This is a genomic window from Enterococcus sp. AZ048 (genome assembly GCF_051715125.1).
Taxonomy (GTDB): domain Bacteria; phylum Bacillota; class Bacilli; order Lactobacillales; family Enterococcaceae; genus Enterococcus_A; species Enterococcus_A gilvus.
On record NZ_JBIOTD010000002.1, the window covers coordinates 41,200 to 58,786 of the forward strand.

Annotated in this window: 14 protein-coding genes and 1 pseudogene; 12 read left to right on the forward strand and 3 right to left on the reverse strand. The window is 42.7% G+C overall.

Going from position 1 to position 17,587, the window contains the following annotated elements:
* The first annotated feature begins 167 nt into the window (after positions 1–167).
* The 3 genes from IGI66_RS14055 to IGI66_RS14065 are packed head-to-tail and all read left to right on the forward strand — an operon-like array spanning position 168 to position 2,809.
* Positions 168–1,082 (forward strand): AraC family transcriptional regulator, encoded by a 915-nt coding sequence (locus IGI66_RS14055; RefSeq protein ID WP_438849321.1) that lies wholly within the window; start codon positions 168–170, stop codon positions 1,080–1,082.
* Positions 1,075–2,022, forward strand: coding sequence for a glycosyltransferase family 2 protein (locus IGI66_RS14060; protein ID WP_438849322.1), 948 nt, complete (start codon positions 1,075–1,077; stop codon positions 2,020–2,022). The genes IGI66_RS14055 and IGI66_RS14060 overlap by 8 nt, the downstream gene beginning before the upstream one ends.
* Positions 2,015–2,809 (forward strand): Cof-type HAD-IIB family hydrolase, encoded by a 795-nt coding sequence (locus tag IGI66_RS14065; RefSeq protein ID WP_438849323.1) that lies wholly within the window; start codon positions 2,015–2,017, stop codon positions 2,807–2,809. Before IGI66_RS14060 ends, IGI66_RS14065 begins: the two co-directional genes overlap by 8 nt.
* Positions 2,810–2,847: 38 nt before the next feature.
* Here the strand turns inward: IGI66_RS14065 and IGI66_RS14070 are convergent.
* Together IGI66_RS14070 and IGI66_RS14075 are read right to left on the reverse strand one after the other, a co-directional pair.
* Positions 2,848–4,941, reverse strand: a pseudogene (locus IGI66_RS14070) (LTA synthase family protein).
* Positions 4,942–5,141: 200 nt separating this feature from the next.
* Positions 5,142–5,885 carry an epoxyqueuosine reductase QueH gene (locus IGI66_RS14075; protein ID WP_438849324.1) on the reverse strand — a complete coding sequence of 248 codons (744 nt, stop codon included), beginning with the start codon at positions 5,883–5,885 and terminating at the stop codon, positions 5,142–5,144.
* Positions 5,886–6,122: 237 nt separating this feature from the next.
* Between IGI66_RS14075 and IGI66_RS14080 the strand changes: the two genes are divergently transcribed.
* Entirely contained in the window at positions 6,123–6,863 is a 741-nt protein-coding gene (locus IGI66_RS14080; protein WP_438849325.1) for a methyltransferase domain-containing protein, read from the forward strand.
* Between the two features lie 35 nt (positions 6,864–6,898).
* Here IGI66_RS14080 and IGI66_RS14085 read toward each other — a convergent pair whose 3' ends face one another.
* Positions 6,899–7,441, reverse strand: a complete 543-nt coding sequence (locus tag IGI66_RS14085) for a helix-turn-helix domain-containing protein (protein ID WP_086305229.1) — start codon at positions 7,439–7,441, stop codon at positions 6,899–6,901.
* A gap of 264 nt (positions 7,442–7,705) precedes the next feature.
* Between IGI66_RS14085 and IGI66_RS14090 the strand changes: the two genes are divergently transcribed.
* The 8 genes from IGI66_RS14090 (at position 7,706) to IGI66_RS14125 (ending at position 17,579) form a co-directional block, all read left to right on the forward strand.
* Positions 7,706–8,485 (forward strand): radical SAM protein, encoded by a 780-nt coding sequence (locus IGI66_RS14090; protein WP_431379205.1) that lies wholly within the window; start codon positions 7,706–7,708, stop codon positions 8,483–8,485.
* Positions 8,486–8,562: 77 nt separating this feature from the next.
* Positions 8,563–10,965: a trans-4-hydroxy-L-proline dehydratase gene (gene hypD / locus IGI66_RS14095; RefSeq protein WP_367378615.1), complete on the forward strand. Its 2,403-nt coding sequence runs from the start codon at positions 8,563–8,565 to the stop codon at positions 10,963–10,965.
* Positions 10,966–11,528: 563 nt separating this feature from the next.
* Positions 11,529–12,458, forward strand: a complete 930-nt coding sequence (trxB, locus tag IGI66_RS14100) for a thioredoxin-disulfide reductase (protein WP_301516699.1) — start codon at positions 11,529–11,531, stop codon at positions 12,456–12,458.
* A gap of 80 nt (positions 12,459–12,538) precedes the next feature.
* Entirely contained in the window at positions 12,539–12,856 is a 318-nt protein-coding gene (gene trxA / locus IGI66_RS14105) for a thioredoxin TrxA (protein WP_010778953.1), read from the forward strand.
* A gap of 46 nt (positions 12,857–12,902) precedes the next feature.
* Complete coding sequence (gene grdA, locus IGI66_RS14110; protein ID WP_086305222.1) at positions 12,903–13,367, forward strand: glycine/sarcosine/betaine reductase complex selenoprotein A; 465 nt, start codon at positions 12,903–12,905, stop codon at positions 13,365–13,367.
* Positions 13,368–13,449: 82 nt separating this feature from the next.
* Positions 13,450–14,985 carry a glycine/sarcosine/betaine reductase complex component C subunit beta gene (gene grdC, locus IGI66_RS14115; RefSeq protein ID WP_438849326.1) on the forward strand — a complete coding sequence of 512 codons (1,536 nt, stop codon included), beginning with the start codon at positions 13,450–13,452 and terminating at the stop codon, positions 14,983–14,985.
* Positions 14,986–14,988: 3 nt separating this feature from the next.
* Positions 14,989–16,146, forward strand: a complete 1,158-nt coding sequence (gene grdD, locus IGI66_RS14120) for a glycine/sarcosine/betaine reductase complex component C subunit alpha (protein WP_438849327.1) — start codon at positions 14,989–14,991, stop codon at positions 16,144–16,146.
* Between the two features lie 107 nt (positions 16,147–16,253).
* Complete coding sequence (locus IGI66_RS14125) at positions 16,254–17,579, forward strand: glycine/sarcosine/betaine reductase component B subunit (protein WP_438849328.1); 1,326 nt, start codon at positions 16,254–16,256, stop codon at positions 17,577–17,579.
* Positions 17,580–17,587: the final 8 nt, after the last annotated feature.

A 17,587-nucleotide genomic window follows, 5' to 3' on the forward strand; every position in this document is an offset into this window, starting at 1 on the left:
GGGAGTGATTTTTTTTGTTATTAAACGTGCGCGGTCCTTTTTTTAAATAGAATAAGAGCCTATCAATTTGTAAACGAATGTTCAATTATAAAAAAATAGTTTCAAAATAACGATGAAAACGCTATAATAAATTATCATACTATAAAAATAGTTTCGGATGTGATGCGATGTTTTCGAAAGAGCTTTACTTAGATAGAAATCTGAAAGAACTGATGGTGTTTCCAGACGATGCGTTTCCTTTTGGTGTCTGGCAGGATGATTTTAATGATTCGGTTGGTCAGATATTGAATTACCATTGGCATGAGACGATCGAGATGAATGTGCTGCTGGAGGGAACATTGGATTATCGATTGAACGATCAGCAATTTGTTTTAAATGAAGGAGACAGCGTCGTGGTTTTTTCGAATAGCTTGCATGGGGCGGCTTTGCAGGGGAAAAATCGCTCCGCCAAGATGCTGACGATCGTTTTTTCTACGGATCTATTGACCGGCGGTGGTGCGGGAACGATCTACCAAAAATATTTTCAATCATTAAGGGACGAAGGCTTTCTTGGAAGACTATTCGAGAAGCGAACGGCGATAGGCGCAGAGATGTTTCAGCGATTGGTAGAACTGGCGACGATCGAAGAAGGAACGGGCTATGAGCTGCGTGTTCTCTCTAAGCTTAGTTCGATCTGGGAAACAGTATTTCTTCATTTATTCCAACAGCAGAAAAAAACGTTGACGAAACGACCAGAAAAACACGAAAAAGAAATCAAAGCAGTGATGTATTACATCCAAAAAAATTATATGAAGCACGTGACGATCCAGACCATTTGTGAAGCGACAGGCATCAGCCGCTCCGAATGCTTTCGCATCTTTGCTCGCTTCACTCAAAAAAAGCCGATGGAATACATCAATGACTACCGAATGTCCATGGCCGCGGCGCTAATGGTGAATACAAATTGGCCCATCGAGCAAGTGGCAAAGGCGTGCGGCTTCAAAAATGCCAGCTATTTCGGAAAGCTGTTTAAGGCACGATTTAATCAAACGCCGAAGTATTATCGAAAAAATCAACGAAAAGAGGACGAAGTAAGTGGATAAAATTGCCGTACTGATCCCCTGCTACAATGAAGAGCAGACGATTCAAGCAGTGATTGACGACTTCAGAGCAGAGCTGCCGGAGGGGACCATTTATGTTTACGATAATAATTCCACCGACAATACCTATGCCATCGCTAAAGCAGCAGGGGTGAAGGTAAAAAAAGAAAGTCGGCAAGGAAAGGGAAATGTCGTACGGACAATGTTTCGTGAAATCGACGCACTATGTTATTTATTAGTGGACGGCGATGATACCTATCCCGCAAAAGATGCCCGCAAGATGTGCCGTGAAGTGCTTGAAAACGGTGCGGACATGGTGACGGGGGATCGCCTCTCTTCAACGTATTTCTCTGAAAATAAGCGGCCCTTTCATAATTCTGGAAATGTCATGGTGCGCCGCCTGATCAATTCTTTCTTCAATGGGAACATCAAAGATATTTTGACCGGGTATCGCGCCTTGAGTCCGCTATTTGCGAAAAGTATGCCCGTTTTGAGCAAGGGTTTTGAGATAGAAACGGAAATGAATATCCACGCGCTGGATAAAAATTTTGTGATCAAAACTGTTGAAGTCGATTACCGTAATCGTCCAGCAGGCAGTGAATCAAAATTAAATACAGTCTCAGACGGAGTACGGGTGATCAAAACGATAGTTCAGTTATTTAAAGATTATCGTCCACTTCTGTTTTTTAGCACATTGGCCACTCTTTTGGCTGTAGGTGCTATTGGATTGGGCACACCCGTTTTTATCGCCTATTTCCGTACAGGGTTCGTCGAGCGGATGCCGACATTGATCACAGCAGGATTCTTAATGCTGGCGGCATTGCTCAACTTGTCCTGCGGATTTATTTTAGATACAGAAAACAAAAAAGCGCGGCAAAATTTTGAATTGCAGTTAAATGTGCTGCATCAATTATTGACGAAAAAGGAGGAAACAAATGATTAAAGCAGTAGCAGTAGACATGGATGGAACCTTTCTGAACAGTTTAAACGACTATGATCGTCCCAGGTTTGAGGAACTCTATTCGAAGATGCGGGAAAATGGTGTTCGTTTCATCGTCGCCAGCGGGAATCAATATTACCAGTTACGTTCCTTTTTCAGCGGCGATCGAGGAATCACCTATGTCTCCGAGAACGGGGCATTGGTTTTTAATGATGACGGCCTGCAGCAGGAGCATCATTTTTCTAAAGAGCTGACCAAAAAAATCATGGATTCACTCATTCAAAGTGAACATGAGTTGGAATTTGTTGCCTGTGGGATCGCCTCTTCCTATATGCTAAAAAGTGCCAGTGAAGACTTCAAAAAATTTGCGCGCATCTATAGCTATCGTTTGGAAGAAGTGACGGATTTCGACACCCTGCCAGACGATCCCATCGTAAAATTTGCGTTAGATGTCGAAGTAGAGAAAACATACGCGATCGCGGCTCATCTGAATGAAACCTTTGCAGGAGAGATCACCGCCGTCACCAGTGGTCACGGCAGCATCGATATCATTATCCCGGGAGTCACAAAAGGACGCGCGATCAAGCAATTACTGGACGAATGGAGCATCGAACCCAATGAATTGGCGGCCTTTGGCGATGCCAACAATGATTTGGAAATGCTCGCATTAACAGAACACAGTTACGCCATGAAAGAATGCAGCCCCGAGGTGTTCGCAATGGCAAAAAACCAAGCACCTTCTCATAATGACTCAGGTGTGATGCAGGTGTTGGAAAAATTGTTGAAATAAGAAGAAACGCGAGCCTAAAAATCAAGGGCTCGCGTTTTTTATTCGTATTCTTCCATGTATTCCTTGTAAGACCGTGTTTTGTAGAATTCTTCAGTGGATCGCTGCCCATTTTTTGAAAAAACGCTGGTCGAAGCGTTAGCCAATTTTTTCTCAATACGATTCAGAGTTTTTACTGAGTCCTTATAGTTGAATTGGTCTGTTTTGACTGGCTCAAGTCCGCTATCATAATAAAACCGCAGTAGATCGCCATGATTGATTTGGTCAGAAATATCTAATTGTGTATCCATTTTTTGTTTGTCCGCGGTTGCTTTTTCGACCAGTTCAGGATGACTGAAGTTTAAAAAGGCACCCGTTTGGCTATCATAAAGATCCCCTTTGATGTACGCGTAATCCTTTGTAACAAAATTGCGATTCCGAAAAGCCACGAGCTGCTCATTGTTTGGTGAAAGCAGATCGTGTCCAAGCATCATCAATTCATCCGTTTTATCGTAGCCAACTAAGTTTAGCAACGTTGGCAACACATCGACCTGCCCACCGTAAGTGTGGTTGATCGTGCCTTGGTCTTGACCAGGAATGTGAATAATCAGCGGGACTTTCTGAGCTTGGAGTGTGTCAAAATCAGACCATTCTTCTTTGCCAAATAAATCTTTCGTCTGTTTGATACGAGATTCAGAAATTCCGTAATGGTCGCCATACAAAATGATCATGCTGTTTTCATAAAGTCCGCTTTGCTTTAAATAATCAAAAAATTCTTTAATCGCGGTGTCAGTGTAATTTGCTGTTGCGAAGTACCCATCAATTGTGGAATCCCCCGTAGTAACTTTTGGAAACCCGTTCTCTTCTTCCGGCAATTCGGAAAAAGGATAATGGTTCGAAACGGCTAAAAATTTGGCATAAAAGGGTTGTTGAAGATGCTCTAAATACTTCACTGATTGCTGAAAGAAGGGCTTGTCGTGCAACCCGTATTGAAACGAATTTTGATCATTCAATTTATAATAACTAGAATCAAAGAAATGCTGATAGCCGAATTTCTTATAGGTTTCATTTCGATTCCAAAAACTGCCGGCGTTGCCATGGAAGGCAGCGGTCGTATAACCGAATTTCTGATTGAAAATAGCTGGTGCAGCATTAAAGGTATTTTTTCCGCCTACCTGTGAGAAGAGGGAGCCTTGATTCAAACCAAATAGCGAATTTTCCAAAAGCGTTTCTGCGTCACTCGTTTTTCCAGCACTGACCTGATGGTAAAAATTATCGAAACTAAACGAGCTGTTACTGTGATAGAGGCTGTTCACAAAAGGCATCACTTCATGTTCTGTTCCTTTTTCATCCTTCAGTTTGTAATCAATCAGGAACTAGTGAGCACTTTCCAGATGGACATAGATAACATTTTTACCTTTAGCGATGCCAAAGGTTTCCAGATTTCTTTCTTTTGGCTGTTGTTTGATTTTTTCTGCTAAAAGTGTCATATCATTCGGACTGGCTTGAGCACGTATTTGAGAAACCTGATACGTTTTTATTCCATCGTAAATAGTATAGGCATTGATCCCCAGATACTTCACTAAATAATCTCTGGAAAACGTTCGGGTCAATAATCCTGGTCGGCTGGTCTCCGCTAATAAAATATTTCCCCCAAGCAAAAGAAGAGCAGCAGCAGTAATTGAAAACGCGATTTTTCGTCGAAGTGGTCGAAAGTCTAAGGGTATTTTTTTCAAAAGTAAAAGCGCTAACAACAGAAGACAATCCAAAAAGTACAAAAGATGATGGGGCTTGAATAAGCGGACAGCACTCTCACCCAATCCGCTTGCGACTTTTCCCGTCCCTAAAATCGTATCGATGGTGAGAAAATCGGTAAATTCCTGATAATAAACGACATTGGCAAAAAGTAACACACTTAAAAGCAGGTAGATACTATAACCAGTGAAATACGCAAGTTTCGTTCGTTTGACAAACAAAGGGATAGCTAAAAAAAGCAACGTGGTTGCCAGTGGATTGATTATTAAAATAAACACCTGAAGTGGGTTGTCTAACCGCAAATCAAAATCGACAAAGTAGGCAAATAAGTTTTTTCCCCATAGTAAGAGTGTCAATACTAGAAAGAAGAATAAACGACTGTTTAATTTGGACTTGTCCATAACAAAACCTCTCTTAATAAGTTATGTAATTCATTCATTGTACCGAAGAAGAGAAGCGTATGTAAAGAAATTATTTGACATGAACACTGTAATTTATAACAAATTAAATGATAAATGAATGTAGTTTAGATTTTTTATGTATGTTGAATTTTTAAATCCTCAAAAAAACCGATAGTCAATGACTATCGATTCTATGTAGTCTATTCTTCTATCGTTTCTCTCCGATGTTCTTTCACATAGGCTTTGGCTTCCTTATTGATCGTTTTCAAATCACAGCCCTGTTGCTTTGCGGCAAACACACATCCGCAGTAGCATTGACGGTAAACATCGTATTCTTTACACATTTCGATCGACCGTTGATAGCCGGAATTTTTCTTAAAATCGCTTGGCAGATAATGGGTATTGTAAATTTTTTGAATATCCATCCCGATCTGATTGATCAACTGGCTGTTCTTTTTCGGCGAGATCGTCAAGGCACTGCCGAAATAATCGTACCCGCGGTCTAGTGCTTCTTTTGCGGCCAAATCTAGGCGCATATTGAAACAAGCCGTGCAGCGTTTTCCGCCCTCGGGCTCTTCAGTCAGTTCTTTCTTCTGCATCAATTGAATAAATTCATTCGGCTTATAATCATCAATGATCAAATCTACATGATTCCCCGTTGCCGCATTAAAGTCATTGATAAACTTTTCTTGGACCAAGACGCGACGTTGGTATTCACTTTCAGGATGGATGTTTGAATTTGAGAAAAAGATCGTCACATCCGCATGCTGGGTCAAGAATTCCAATGTATAGGTACTGCAAGGTGCGCAACAAGAATGAATCAAAATTCGGGGGCGAAGGTCTTCGTTTTCCCACGATTGGATCATCTTATGGAGCACACGATCATAATTTATTTTCTGATTGCTCATTTTTTCAACGATTTCCGTTGCATCTATTGTATTCATCAAATCACCTGAAGGTATTATAAGCGAAAAAACTGTGGAAGGAAAGATAGACTACGATTCAGTTGCAATTAATTATTTTATTAAAGTTGGCAATTCGCGATCATTATAGAATTAGGCTGTAGTACTTATTTGTTGAAGCAGATTGGACAGGATATAATGAAAGACTACTATTATAAAAGAGAATGAATCCATTCAAAGGCTGATGTGCTGAGACATGGGATAGAGAAGGAGAAGACAATGACCGATCGTAACGCGTTTACGCGGAAATTATTACTTGATTCAGGGATAGAAAATGGAATGAGAGTGCTAGATGTTGGCTGTGGCAACGGTGAGGTGAGCTTCTTGCTTCAAGATCTCATGGAAGGAACGGGTGAAATCATCGGTATTGACAGCAACGAGGCTGCGATTGCGGCAGCAAAGAACATGGCGGATGAAAAGCAGTTGATCAATGTGCGATTCATGGCAATGAATATAGAGGATGTGGCAGCAACGTTAGGGCCATTTGATAGGATCGTCGGCAGACGCATATTGATGTACTTGCCTGATCCGTTGCAGGCGATCAAGGCATTGGCGAAGGTGTTAGACGAAGAAGGCCGCATGATTTTTCAAGAAAGTGATGCGACGGGTTCTGGATCGCAGAGCGAGACTTTTCCGCTGCACACCATGGCCCAGCAGTGGGCCTGGCAAACAGTAGTTCATGAAAAGGGCAACAGTCATATTGGCACAGAGATGTACACGTTATTTAAAAAAGCGGGCTTACAGGTGGAAAGTGTCCGTGCAGAGCCTGTGCTGCAAACGGCTGAAACAGGGAGTGATCTAGGCTGGTTGCTAGGTGTGATGCGTGAGCGGATCGTTGCGGCAGGAGTCTCTGAGTCAGAATTGGCACGTGTGACAGAAACGGCTCTATCGGAAGAAATGGCATATTCTCAAGCGATCTTCATCAGAGATATGAATTTCGGGATTTGCGTTTCTAATTAAAAAAAGCGTTCGATCATCAGTGATCGAACGTTTTTTTAATAATCATTTGGGTAATGGACCACGATGAATTTAACGATATTATTGGTTTGATTGTCCCAATTGTGGTTGATGGTTGAAAAATAATGGGCGGAGTCACCTGGGTATAGCTGGTACGTCGCCTCTTCGATCACTAACGTTAGAATCCCTTCTAATACATAGACAAATTCCTCTCCATGATGTGGGTAGGTCGTTGGAAGCTCTCGTTTTTCATGAGGCATGATCTCGATCATTTTTGGTGCGATTTTTTTGTCCTGTGGCGTGCGACTTAGTTGTTTGTAGATCATGTTATTCAATTTATGGATCACAGGCTGATCATAGCCGCGAACAATGGGTTCGACCTCAGCTTCCTCTTCAAAAAAGTAATTGATTTTTACCTTGAATAACGCCGCGATCGTTGCCAAATGTTCGACTGCGATGGTGGTGATTCCGCGTTCAAATTGGGATAAAAATCCCGTTGATAAGCCTGTAGCTTCAGAAAGTTGTTTGAGGGTCATTCCGCGCTCGTTGCGTAAATTCTTAACTTTTTCACCAATAGTCATATGTATGCTCCTATATTCTCGTTCGGTTTAAAAAACGTTCCGTCCATTCATTTTACCAAATGAATCGGGGAATCGAATAGCGAACTAAAAAATTTTTTTGAACAGTAAGAAAAATGAAGATGTATAGTAAGTATACCTGAAAAGCGCATAAGCGTCATTTAAATGAAAAAACACAGAAAACAAGCGCTAATAATTCACTATTATGAATAAAGCGCTTGCAACTGTTGTGGTGAGACTTTATAATAAAAGGTGGGAGGGAAGCACGTGAAAAAGCCGACGATTTTTAATATTCAGAAGTTTTCGACCCATGATGGGCCGGGCATACGTACGACGATTTTTTTCAAAGGGTGTCCGATTAGATGTGAATGGTGTCACAATCCTGAAAGCCAAATGTTTGGACCAGAGATCATGGTAAACAAATATGGGAAAGAGGAGCTAATCGGGAAAGAGTATTCATTACGAGAATTAGTGAAAAAGATTCAATCTGACCAAATTTTTTATGATCAATCCGGTGGCGGTGTGACGTTTTCTGGTGGTGAGGTCATGGCACAAGATATGGATTATGTCGTGGCTTTGGCGCAGGAGTGTCAGCGTTTGGGAATCACTGTGACGATCGATACGTGTGGGGTAGCGCCAACGGAAAATTACCGCAGGATTCTGCCATATACGGATTTATTTTTATATGATTTAAAGTTCATAAATTCACATATCCATCAGTTGTATACAGGCGTAGGCAATCAGTTGGTTCTGGAGAACTTGCGATTTTTATCTGAACAACAAGCGGAGATCAACTTGCGACTGATCCTATTAGAGGAAATCAATGCCGATGAAGTCGATGCTAAGGAGATTATTGATTGGCTGGCAAGTGAAAAAATTCATGTGAGTGAAATCTCGCTGCTTCCGTATCATGATTTTGGCCGAGACAAGTATGAGCGGTTAAAACGAGTATGCACGCAAAACTTTGTCAAACCATCGGATGATAAAGTCGCTGCACTTCAAAAGGTTTATCAAGACGCAGGGTATCAAGCGACGATTGGCGGCTAAGTTGCAACATAAAGCCTAAACGTCAGGGGAAATAGTTTTTATCAGTCATTCCTAAAAATGGGACAGGAGGAAAATTAATGGCGGAATTAACACTGGAACCAACGAGAAGAGGAAGCACGGAACGGATCAAACGATTGCGGGAAATCAGCGACAAGGAATGTACACCGAGTATTTCTATGGAACGGGCAGTCCTATTGACGGAAGCCTATAAAAAATGGGAGGGCAAAGTTTCCGCGCCTGTATTACGAGGGAAAGCCTTCAAGTACATTATGGAAAATCGGACGAATTATATTGAAAAAGGGTCTTTAGTTTTAGGAGAAAAGGGCGATAAGCCGTGGGCGGCTCCGACGTTCCCAGAACTGTGCTGTCACACCTTAGAAGACTTTGAAAACATGAACAATCGTGAGAAAGTCTTTTTCCGTGTAAGTGAAGAAGATCGTCGCATTCAAGAAGAAGTCATCATTCCTTATTGGCACGATCGTGCGATGATGACTCGAATGAATCGTCTGCTGCCGGAAGAGTGGCATTTGTTGTTTGATGCAGGATTATACACTGAGTTCTTGATGCAGCGTGGGCCAGGACATACGGTAGCCGATGGAAAAATGTATCAAAAGGGCTTTGCGGATTTCAAAGCAGATATCCAGCAAGAAATTGACAATCTAGATTACAACAAGGACATGGAGGCGTTGAACAAACGGGAAGAGTTGGAAGGCATGAAGCTGGTCTGCGAGGGCATGATCATTTATGGAAAACGCTACGCGCAGCAATGTCGAGACCTAGCTGAAAAAGAGACTGATCCGCAATGGAAACAAGAACTGCTGGATTTAGCAGAAGTCTGCGATGTGGTACCGGAACACGCGCCGCAAACCTTCCGCCAAGCAATCCAGATGTATTGGTTCACCCACATTGGCGTGACGGTGGAGATGAACAACTGGGATGCTTATTCGCCAGGGAAATTGGATCAGCATTTAGAACCCTTCTATGAAAAAGATATTGAAGAAGGGCGGTTGACGCGAGAAGAAGCGCGGGAATTATTAGAGAATTTATGGATTCAATTCAATAATCAACCGGCGCCGCCAAAAGTCGGGATCACACTGAAAGAAAGCGGCACGTATACAGATTTCTGTAATTTAAATACGGGTGCGTTGCGTCCAGATGGAACTAGCGGCGTGAGTGATGTGAGTTATTTGATCTTAGAGGTCATGGATGAAATGAAGCTGCTGCAGCCAAGCTCAAATGTACAGATTTCTCGCAAATCACCAGAAAAATTCTTGCGGGAAGCCTTAAAAGTCTCTCGCAAAGGCTGGGGACAGCCAGCGATGTATAATTCGGAAGCCATTTTAGCAGAATTAAGTTATCTAGGGAAAACGGTGGACGATGCCAGAGAAAGCGGGATCTGTTCAGGCTGTGTCGAAGTTGGGGTGGCAGGAAAGGAAGCTTATGTATTAACAGGTTATTTAAACATTCCGAAAGTCTTTGAGCTGGCGATGAATCGAGGCTACGACCATTATACAGACAAGCAGGTGGGGATCGACGTAGGAGACTTCACCAAAATGACCACCTATGAGGAAGTATTTGACGCCTTCCATCAGGAGCTGCAATACGTAGTGGACGTGAAGGTGGCTGGGAATAACCTGATCGAACGGATGTATATGGAATTCATGCCCGTACCGCTGCTTTCCGTTATGTCGGATGACTGTATCAAAGTCGGCAAAGACTACAATGCAGGCGGTGCCCGGTATAACACGAGCTACATTCAGTGTGTTGGGATCGCAACGATCACCGATTCGCTGGCTGCGATGAAGCACAATGTCTTTGAAGAAAAAACGATGACGATGCAGGAATTATTGGCAGCCTGTGAAGCAGATTTTGAGAATTACGAGGAAATCTACGACAGAGTGTACAATGACACACCAAAATACGGCAATGACGACGAGTACGCGGATACCTTACTGCGAGATGTCGCAGCCTCTCTACAAGAAGTGATCGCTGGTCGTCCGACACCAAAAGGCTCTAAAACCGTGGTGGAATTTTTACCAACGACGTGTCACGTGTACTTTGGTCAAGTGATGGAAGCTTCGCCAAATGGCCGTCACAAAGGAATCCCATTACCAGACGGCATTTCTCCTGAAAAGGGCGCCGATCGCAATGGGCCGACAGCAGTCATTAAATCGGCCTCTAAAATCGATCAGACAAAAACTGGCGGCGCACTGTTGAATCAGAAGTTCACACCAAGTGTGGTAGCAGGAGAAGCAGGAATCACCAATATGGCGTCACTTGTCCGCAGTTATTTTGCTTTGGACGGGCATCATATCCAATTCAACGTGATTGATCGGGACACCTTGTTAAAAGCACAAAAGCATCCAAAAGAATACGAAAACTTGATTGTACGTGTAGCGGGTTATAGCGACTATTTCAACAATTTAGAGAAAGCACTTCAAGACGAAATCATCTCAAGAACGGAACAAGCTTTTGGGTAAATCTTACTTTTATACGTGTTAAAAGCCAGAGTAAAATCCTCTGGCTTTTTTTTATTGAAAATAAAAAAACAGTTGTGAAAGAAGATTTTCAATTTTTTTAGTTAGTTAAAAAAACAAATTGAGAACGAAAAATTATTCCTATTGAAATGTCGATTTAGGAAGATAAGGGGACTATTCAAAGAATGAGATAAAAGTGAATTATGTAACAAAATCGAGTTTCTAAATTAAAAATAGACAATAAGACAACAAAATAAATCGTCATTTCTACCAAATAAATAACGAAAAATTTGGATTAAAAATACATTGATTAGCGCTTCCAATACTGATAGAATAGTTTTTGTACAAATAGTCGTTTGTCGACAATCGACGTTGATCAGCGAAATACATAACGATAAATCGAGCATACGTGCTGCACATAGTTAGTTTTTTATTTCACAATTATAAGGCGATGAAATTCTCTCAATAGAGAGTCTACGTTTTTTTACAAAGGAGCAGAAAAAGAGTCATTTCGTAAATCACGATGATTGTTCATCGTAGGTTATAAAAAAGAATGGGGGATAGGTATGCAAGTGTATGACGTTATCATCATCGGTGCAGGACCAGCGGGCTTGTCAGCAGCTATTTATGCTGGTCGAGCAAGGCTAAAAACGTTATTGATCGAAAAAGGAAAGGATGGCGGACAGATTATTTTGACTTCCGAGATCGAGAACTACCCAGGAAGTCTCGAAGAAGAATCAGGGCGTTCGCTGATTCAGCGTATGTCTGAGCGGGTGGCCTCTTTTGGCGTTGAGAGAGCAGCAGACACGATTGTTGATGTTGAGCTTTCCAGCGAAGTAAAGGTTCTTAAAGGGAAAAAGGAAGAATACCATGGCCGTTCGGTCATTATTGCTTCAGGAGCATTTCCCCGTCCGATCGGTTGCGAGAATGAAAAGGAGTTTATGGGGAAAGGTCTTTCTTATTGTGCGACATGCGACGCTGCCTTTTTCGAAGATATGGAGGTATTTGTTATCGGTGGGGGAAATTCGGCCGTAGAAGAAGCACTTTTCTTAGCCACATTTGCTCGAAAAGTAACGATTATCCAAAACTTAGCGGAACTAACAGCAGACGCGATCGCGATCGAACAAGTGATGGCCAATGACAAGATTCACTACATTTATCATTCGATCGTGGAACGTTTAGATGGGGATGGGATCGTCGAGTCTATTACGATCCGCAATACCCAAACCAATGAGACCACTCGTTTTGACGCTGACGAAGAAGACGGGTTGATCGGTGTTTTCAGTTTTATTGGCTATTTACCCCAATCGAAACTCTTTGAAAACATGATTGACATGGAGAACGGCTATATTAAAACCGATGAAAAAATGGCAACAAATGTTCCCGGTGTTTACGCAGCAGGCGATGTGCGTGTGAAGAATGTTCGCCAAGTGGTGACCGCTAGTGGTGATGGGGCCACAGCAGCCGTCGCAATTGAGAAGTATCTGCATCACTAAAATTTTTCTTGAAGGAACCATCTGAGCTGTCTTTTATCAGGAGAGACAGCTACATCATAAGGGTAAGGGGTAATGAACCAATGAAAGTTTTAGACAAAAAGAATTTTGAAACAGAAGTAGTGCAAAGTGAAGGGACGATGCTCGTGGATTTCTTTTCAGAAACCTGTGAACCCTGTCAGGCTCTGATGCCGAGTATCGAGGCGCTGGATGCGAAATACAGCGATAAGATGCCCTTCGCAAAGCTGGATACTGCGAAAGCGAGAAGAGTAGCGATCGGGCAAAAAATTCTGGGTATCCCGGCGATCGCCATATATCAGGATGGAAAAAAAGTTGAAGAACTGGTAAAAGACGATGCGACGCCAGAAAGTGTAGAAGCAATGATTCAAAAGTATATTTAACGGGTCACACCGATTAAATAATATAAAAAAACAAGGAGGAATCATTATGTTGCTGAAAGACAAAAAAGTTATCATCCTCGGCGACAGAGACGGCGTTCCTGGTCAAGCCATTGAAGAATGTGTGACACCACTAGGCGCAGATGTCGTATTCTCATCTACAGAATGCTTTGTCTGAACGGCCGCGGGCGCAATGGATCTGGAAAATCAAAAGAGGGTAAAGGAATTTACAGAGGAATTCGGTGCTGAGAATATTGTTGTTGTTCTTGGTGCGGCAGAAGGTGAAGCTGCTGGATTAGCAGCCGAAACTGTAACCTTAGGAGACCCTACGTATGCCGGTCCATTAGCGGGAGTCCAGTTAGGACTTGACGTATATCATATCGTTGAACCAGAAATGAAAGAAACGATCGACTCTGAGCTGTACGAGGAACAAGTTGGCATGATGGAAATGGTACTAGATGTTGACGATATCGTTGACGAAATGGCTTCCATTCGAAGTCAAATAGGTGAATAAGTTTGATGTGCAGCTTTTTATGATACTGGACATTGACTTGTTCAGTATCATTCCAAAATTGTGAAAAGAAAGGATGTTTCTATTGTATAGCGTATTGAAAGGGTCGAGCTATTTTCTTGCCCATACCCCAGATATGGTAGTACACAATGGTACTACTCAAACACTTCAAAGAAAAATTGATCCTGATTCAGAATACTTAAAAAACATAAGCGAACACTTGCGGGACTATGACACTTGTGTATCCTATCCACCGAATCAAGTCTATATTGGCAATATGACACCAGAAGAACTCGAAGTATTCGAGACCCCTTGGTATGATAAAAAAGCTGAAAACAAACGACAAGGGAATTTCGGCGAAATCATGCCTGAAGAGGAGTTTATCGGCATGATGAAATATGTCGATGTCTTTGACTTGGTTAAGTTAGAAGATCGTTTTAGTCAATCAGTAAAAAGTAAATTGGATAAGCATCCTTTATTGGATGAACAAATCTTAGAAAAGCTCTCGGAAAAAGTAACAAAGGAAGATATTGACGGGTTCATCAAGAATGAAAAGGCGGAACCAATCTATTTTAATGGAGACACGGTTGGTTGTGTAAAAGCCGCTCATAATTTAGATGATACCTTATTTGCGCATGTCATTTTTGAGAACTTAGTCTCAAAAGCCTCCTGTACGATCGCGATTTTACATTTGCTAGAACAAACGGGCGTTGATAAAAATGAGATCGAGTATGTATTGGAATGTTCAGAAGAAGCCTGCGGAGATATGAACCAACGAGGCGGCGGGAATTTTGCAAAAGCAGCAGCGGAAATGGCAGGCCTGGAAAATGCGACAGGCAGCGATGTCCGTGGTTTTTGTGCTGGACCTACGCATGCACTGATCCAAGCAGCTTCCTTGGTTAAATCCGGTGTTTTCAAAAATGTTATCGTTGCTGCTGGCGGATCAACTGCCAAGCTTGGCATGAACGGAAAAGATCATTTGAACAAAGGTCTGCCGATTTTAGAAGATTGTGTGGCAAGCTTTGCGGTATTGATCTCTAAAAACGATGGGATCAATCCAGAATTGAATATCGACATCGTTGGTCGGCACACGGTTGGAACAGGAGCGTCACCTCAGAAGGTGATTTCGTCATTGACGAGTATCCCTTTGGAAAACGCTGGATTAAAACTAACAGATATCGATAAATACTCTGTAGAGATGCAAAATCCAGATATTACAAAACCGGCGGGGGCTGGGAACGTGCCGGAAGCAAATTATAAAATGATCGGCGCATTGGCAGTAATGAAGGGACAAATCCAAAAAGCGGAGTTGCCTGATTTCGTGAAACAGCACGGTATGGTCGGGTGGGCACCAACGCAAGGACACATTCCTTCAGGGATTCCTTATTTAGGTTTTGCAAGAGAGAATATGTTAGCAGATGGTATCAATCGAGCAATGTTTGTCGGGAAAGGGAGTCTTTTCCTAGGGAGAATGACAAATTTGTTTGATGGGATCTCTTTTGTCATGCAAAAAAATAGCGGCAAACAAGAAGAAACAATTTCTGAAGATCAAATCAAGCAAATGATCGCGGGATCTTTACGAGATTTTGCCAATCATCTTGCTGGAAAGCTTGAGGAATAGTTTATGGCAGGAAAAGAAACCGATCAACTCATTGCAAAGGTGTTTCAAGAGCTTGCGGACACCTTGGAAACGGGGCGAAAAACTACTTCAACAGTCGCCTTAACTGCTCTAGGAAGCGAACACGATGAGTCTGAGCTGATTGAAGCGGCGAAAATGGCCGCAGACAAAGGGATTTCAATAAAAGTAATCGGTACGAAAACCGTAGACTATTCAGGGGTTGAGACGGTTTTGGTTTCTGATTCAGAGGAAGGCCATCAGAGGCTCGAGGAGCTGTTAACAAAAGGACTTGCGGATGCAGGAGTCACGATGCATTATCCTTTCCCTATTGGAGTGTCTACTGTTGGCAGAGTCATCACGCCTGCAAAAGGCAGACAAATGTACCTTGCGACAACGACTGGAACATCTGCGTTGACACGCGTGGAAGCACTGGTGCTGAATGCGTTATATGGCATCATTACAGCCAAGGCTTGCGGTATTGCAGCGCCGACAGTCGGTCTATTGAACCTTGATGGCGCTCGCCAAGCGGAGATCGTGTTGAAACGTTTGGCAGAAAACGGCTATCCGATTCATTTTGCAGATTCCAGCCGCAGCGAAGGTGGTGCGATCATGCGAGGCAACGATGTTCTCAACGGAACCTGTGATGTTATGGTAATGGATTCATTAACCGGAAACGTCTTGCAAAAAATATTTTCTTCCTATACTACAGGCGGAAATTATGAATCGTTAGGTTTCGGCTATGGTCCGGGCGTTGGAAAAGGCATGGATAAATTGATTATGATCGTTTCAAGAGCTTCAGGTGCGCCGGTCGTTCGTGGTGCGATCGAATTTGCGGATGAATTGGTTCGCGGAAATTTCAAAAAAATTCAGGAATCAGAGTTCATTAAGCTCGAACAAGCTTCTTTAAGCAAGCTGTTAAAGGAAGCACAGCCGCAAAAAGAAAGTCTTCAAGAAGAAGCAGTTCCTCCAGAAAAGGAGATCGTCACAGAAGAAATCCATGGTGTAGAAATTTTAGATCTAGAAGAAGCTGTACAGCATTTATGGAAGAAAAACATATACGCTGAAAGCGGGATGGGCTGTACAGGTCCAGTAGTGATGATCGCTGAAAAGAACCTTTCTGAAGCAAAAATATTTTTAGCAGAGGCAGGCTATATCGGAAAGTAAGTTCAATATCTGGAAAATCATATTCATGGCTAAAAGGGTACAGGAATCGCAAATCAAATGATTTTTTCTAAAAACCGATTCCTGGGAATGGGAAAGGAGCAAGAAACATGAAATTGAATATCGCAAATTTTCATGTTAATGAGATTCAATTCGGTGAGAAAACAACCTACACGAATGGTCTCTTGACAATAAATAAAAAAGAAGCGTTAGACGTTGTGTTTGAGGATGAACACATCACGGAGGCAGAATTGCACATCGTTAACCCGGGAGATCACGTTCGGATCGTTCCAGTAAAAGAGGCAGTTGAACCACGGTATCGCGTCGGTGGTGGTCCTGTATTTCCGGGAGTGACAGGAAAACTGATGCAGGCAGGAGACGGTGTAACCCATGCGTTGAAGGGAATGAGCGTGCTAGCTGTCGGCAAACATTGGGGCGGCTTTCAAGACGGACTGATCGACATGAGTGGCGAGGGCGCGAAATATACGTATTACTCTCAACTCAAAAATGTAGTATTAGTAGCCGATACAGATGAAACATTTGAGCATCACGAACAGCAAAAGAAAAACCATGCTTTGCGCTGGGCAGGAATGCGTTTAGCTGAGTATATCGGTGCTTGTACGAAAGGGTTGAAATCGGATGAGGTAGAAACCTATGCCTTGGACCCAATAACGAAGCGTGATGAGGCTGTAGCTAAATTGCCAAGTGTTGTCTTTGTTCTGCAACCGCAGTCTCAAATGGAAGATGATGGGTACAACGACTTAAATTACGGCTGGAATTGCAACTGGATGCTCCCAACGCTTATGCATCCGAATGAAGTGCTGGATGGCGCGATGATTTCAGGATCATTTATGCCATGTTCATCGAAATGGTCGACCTATGATTTCCAAAATTTTCCGATGATCAAACGCTTGTATGAAGAGCACGGACAATCAATCAACTTTCTGGGAATCATTATGTCGAATCTAAACGTTGCTTTAGAGCAAAAGGAACGCGCAGCACTTTTTGTTGCACAACTGGCGAAAAGCTTGGGCGCAGACAGTGCAATCGTTGCCGAGGAAGGTTATGGCAATCCTGATGCTGATTTTACAGCGTGCTATGTGGCATTGGAGGATGCGGGCATCAAGACTGTCGGATTGACCAATGAATGTACTGGACGCGACGGCGCGAGCCAACCGCTGGTATCAATGGATGAAAAATGCGACGCGATCGTCTCTGCTGGAAACGTCTCGACATTGATCGAATTACCGCCGATGGAAACCGTGTTAGGTGAATTGGAAGCTTTGGCGCGGGACGGACTTTCTGGAGGCTGGTCAAATGATGAGATTCTTGGTGCGTCTGTGAAGCCGGACGGTTCTATTATTATGGAAAATAATGCCATGTTCTGCGGCGATCAAGTAGTGGGCTGGTCAACAAAGACGATGGTGGAATTCTAACAAGAGAA

Excerpts from the sequence above, each read along its gene's own strand:
- IGI66_RS14055 (WP_438849321.1), top strand. The coding sequence starts at position 168 with ATGTTTTCGAAAGAGCTTTACTTAGATAGAAATCTGAAAGAACTGATG.
- IGI66_RS14065 (WP_438849323.1), top strand. The coding sequence starts at position 2,015 with ATGATTAAAGCAGTAGCAGTAGACATGGATGGAACCTTTCTGAACAGT.
- IGI66_RS14075 (WP_438849324.1), bottom strand. The coding sequence starts at position 5,885 with ATGAATACAATAGATGCAACGGAAATCGTTGAAAAAATGAGCAATCAG.
- IGI66_RS14080 (WP_438849325.1), top strand. The coding sequence starts at position 6,123 with ATGACCGATCGTAACGCGTTTACGCGGAAATTATTACTTGATTCAGGG.
- IGI66_RS14085 (WP_086305229.1), bottom strand. The coding sequence starts at position 7,441 with ATGACTATTGGTGAAAAAGTTAAGAATTTACGCAACGAGCGCGGAATG.
- hypD (WP_367378615.1), top strand. The coding sequence starts at position 8,563 with ATGGCGGAATTAACACTGGAACCAACGAGAAGAGGAAGCACGGAACGG.
- trxB (WP_301516699.1), top strand. The coding sequence starts at position 11,529 with ATGCAAGTGTATGACGTTATCATCATCGGTGCAGGACCAGCGGGCTTG.
- trxA (WP_010778953.1), top strand. The coding sequence starts at position 12,539 with ATGAAAGTTTTAGACAAAAAGAATTTTGAAACAGAAGTAGTGCAAAGT.
- grdD (WP_438849327.1), top strand. The coding sequence starts at position 14,989 with ATGGCAGGAAAAGAAACCGATCAACTCATTGCAAAGGTGTTTCAAGAG.
- IGI66_RS14125 (WP_438849328.1), top strand. The coding sequence starts at position 16,254 with ATGAAATTGAATATCGCAAATTTTCATGTTAATGAGATTCAATTCGGT.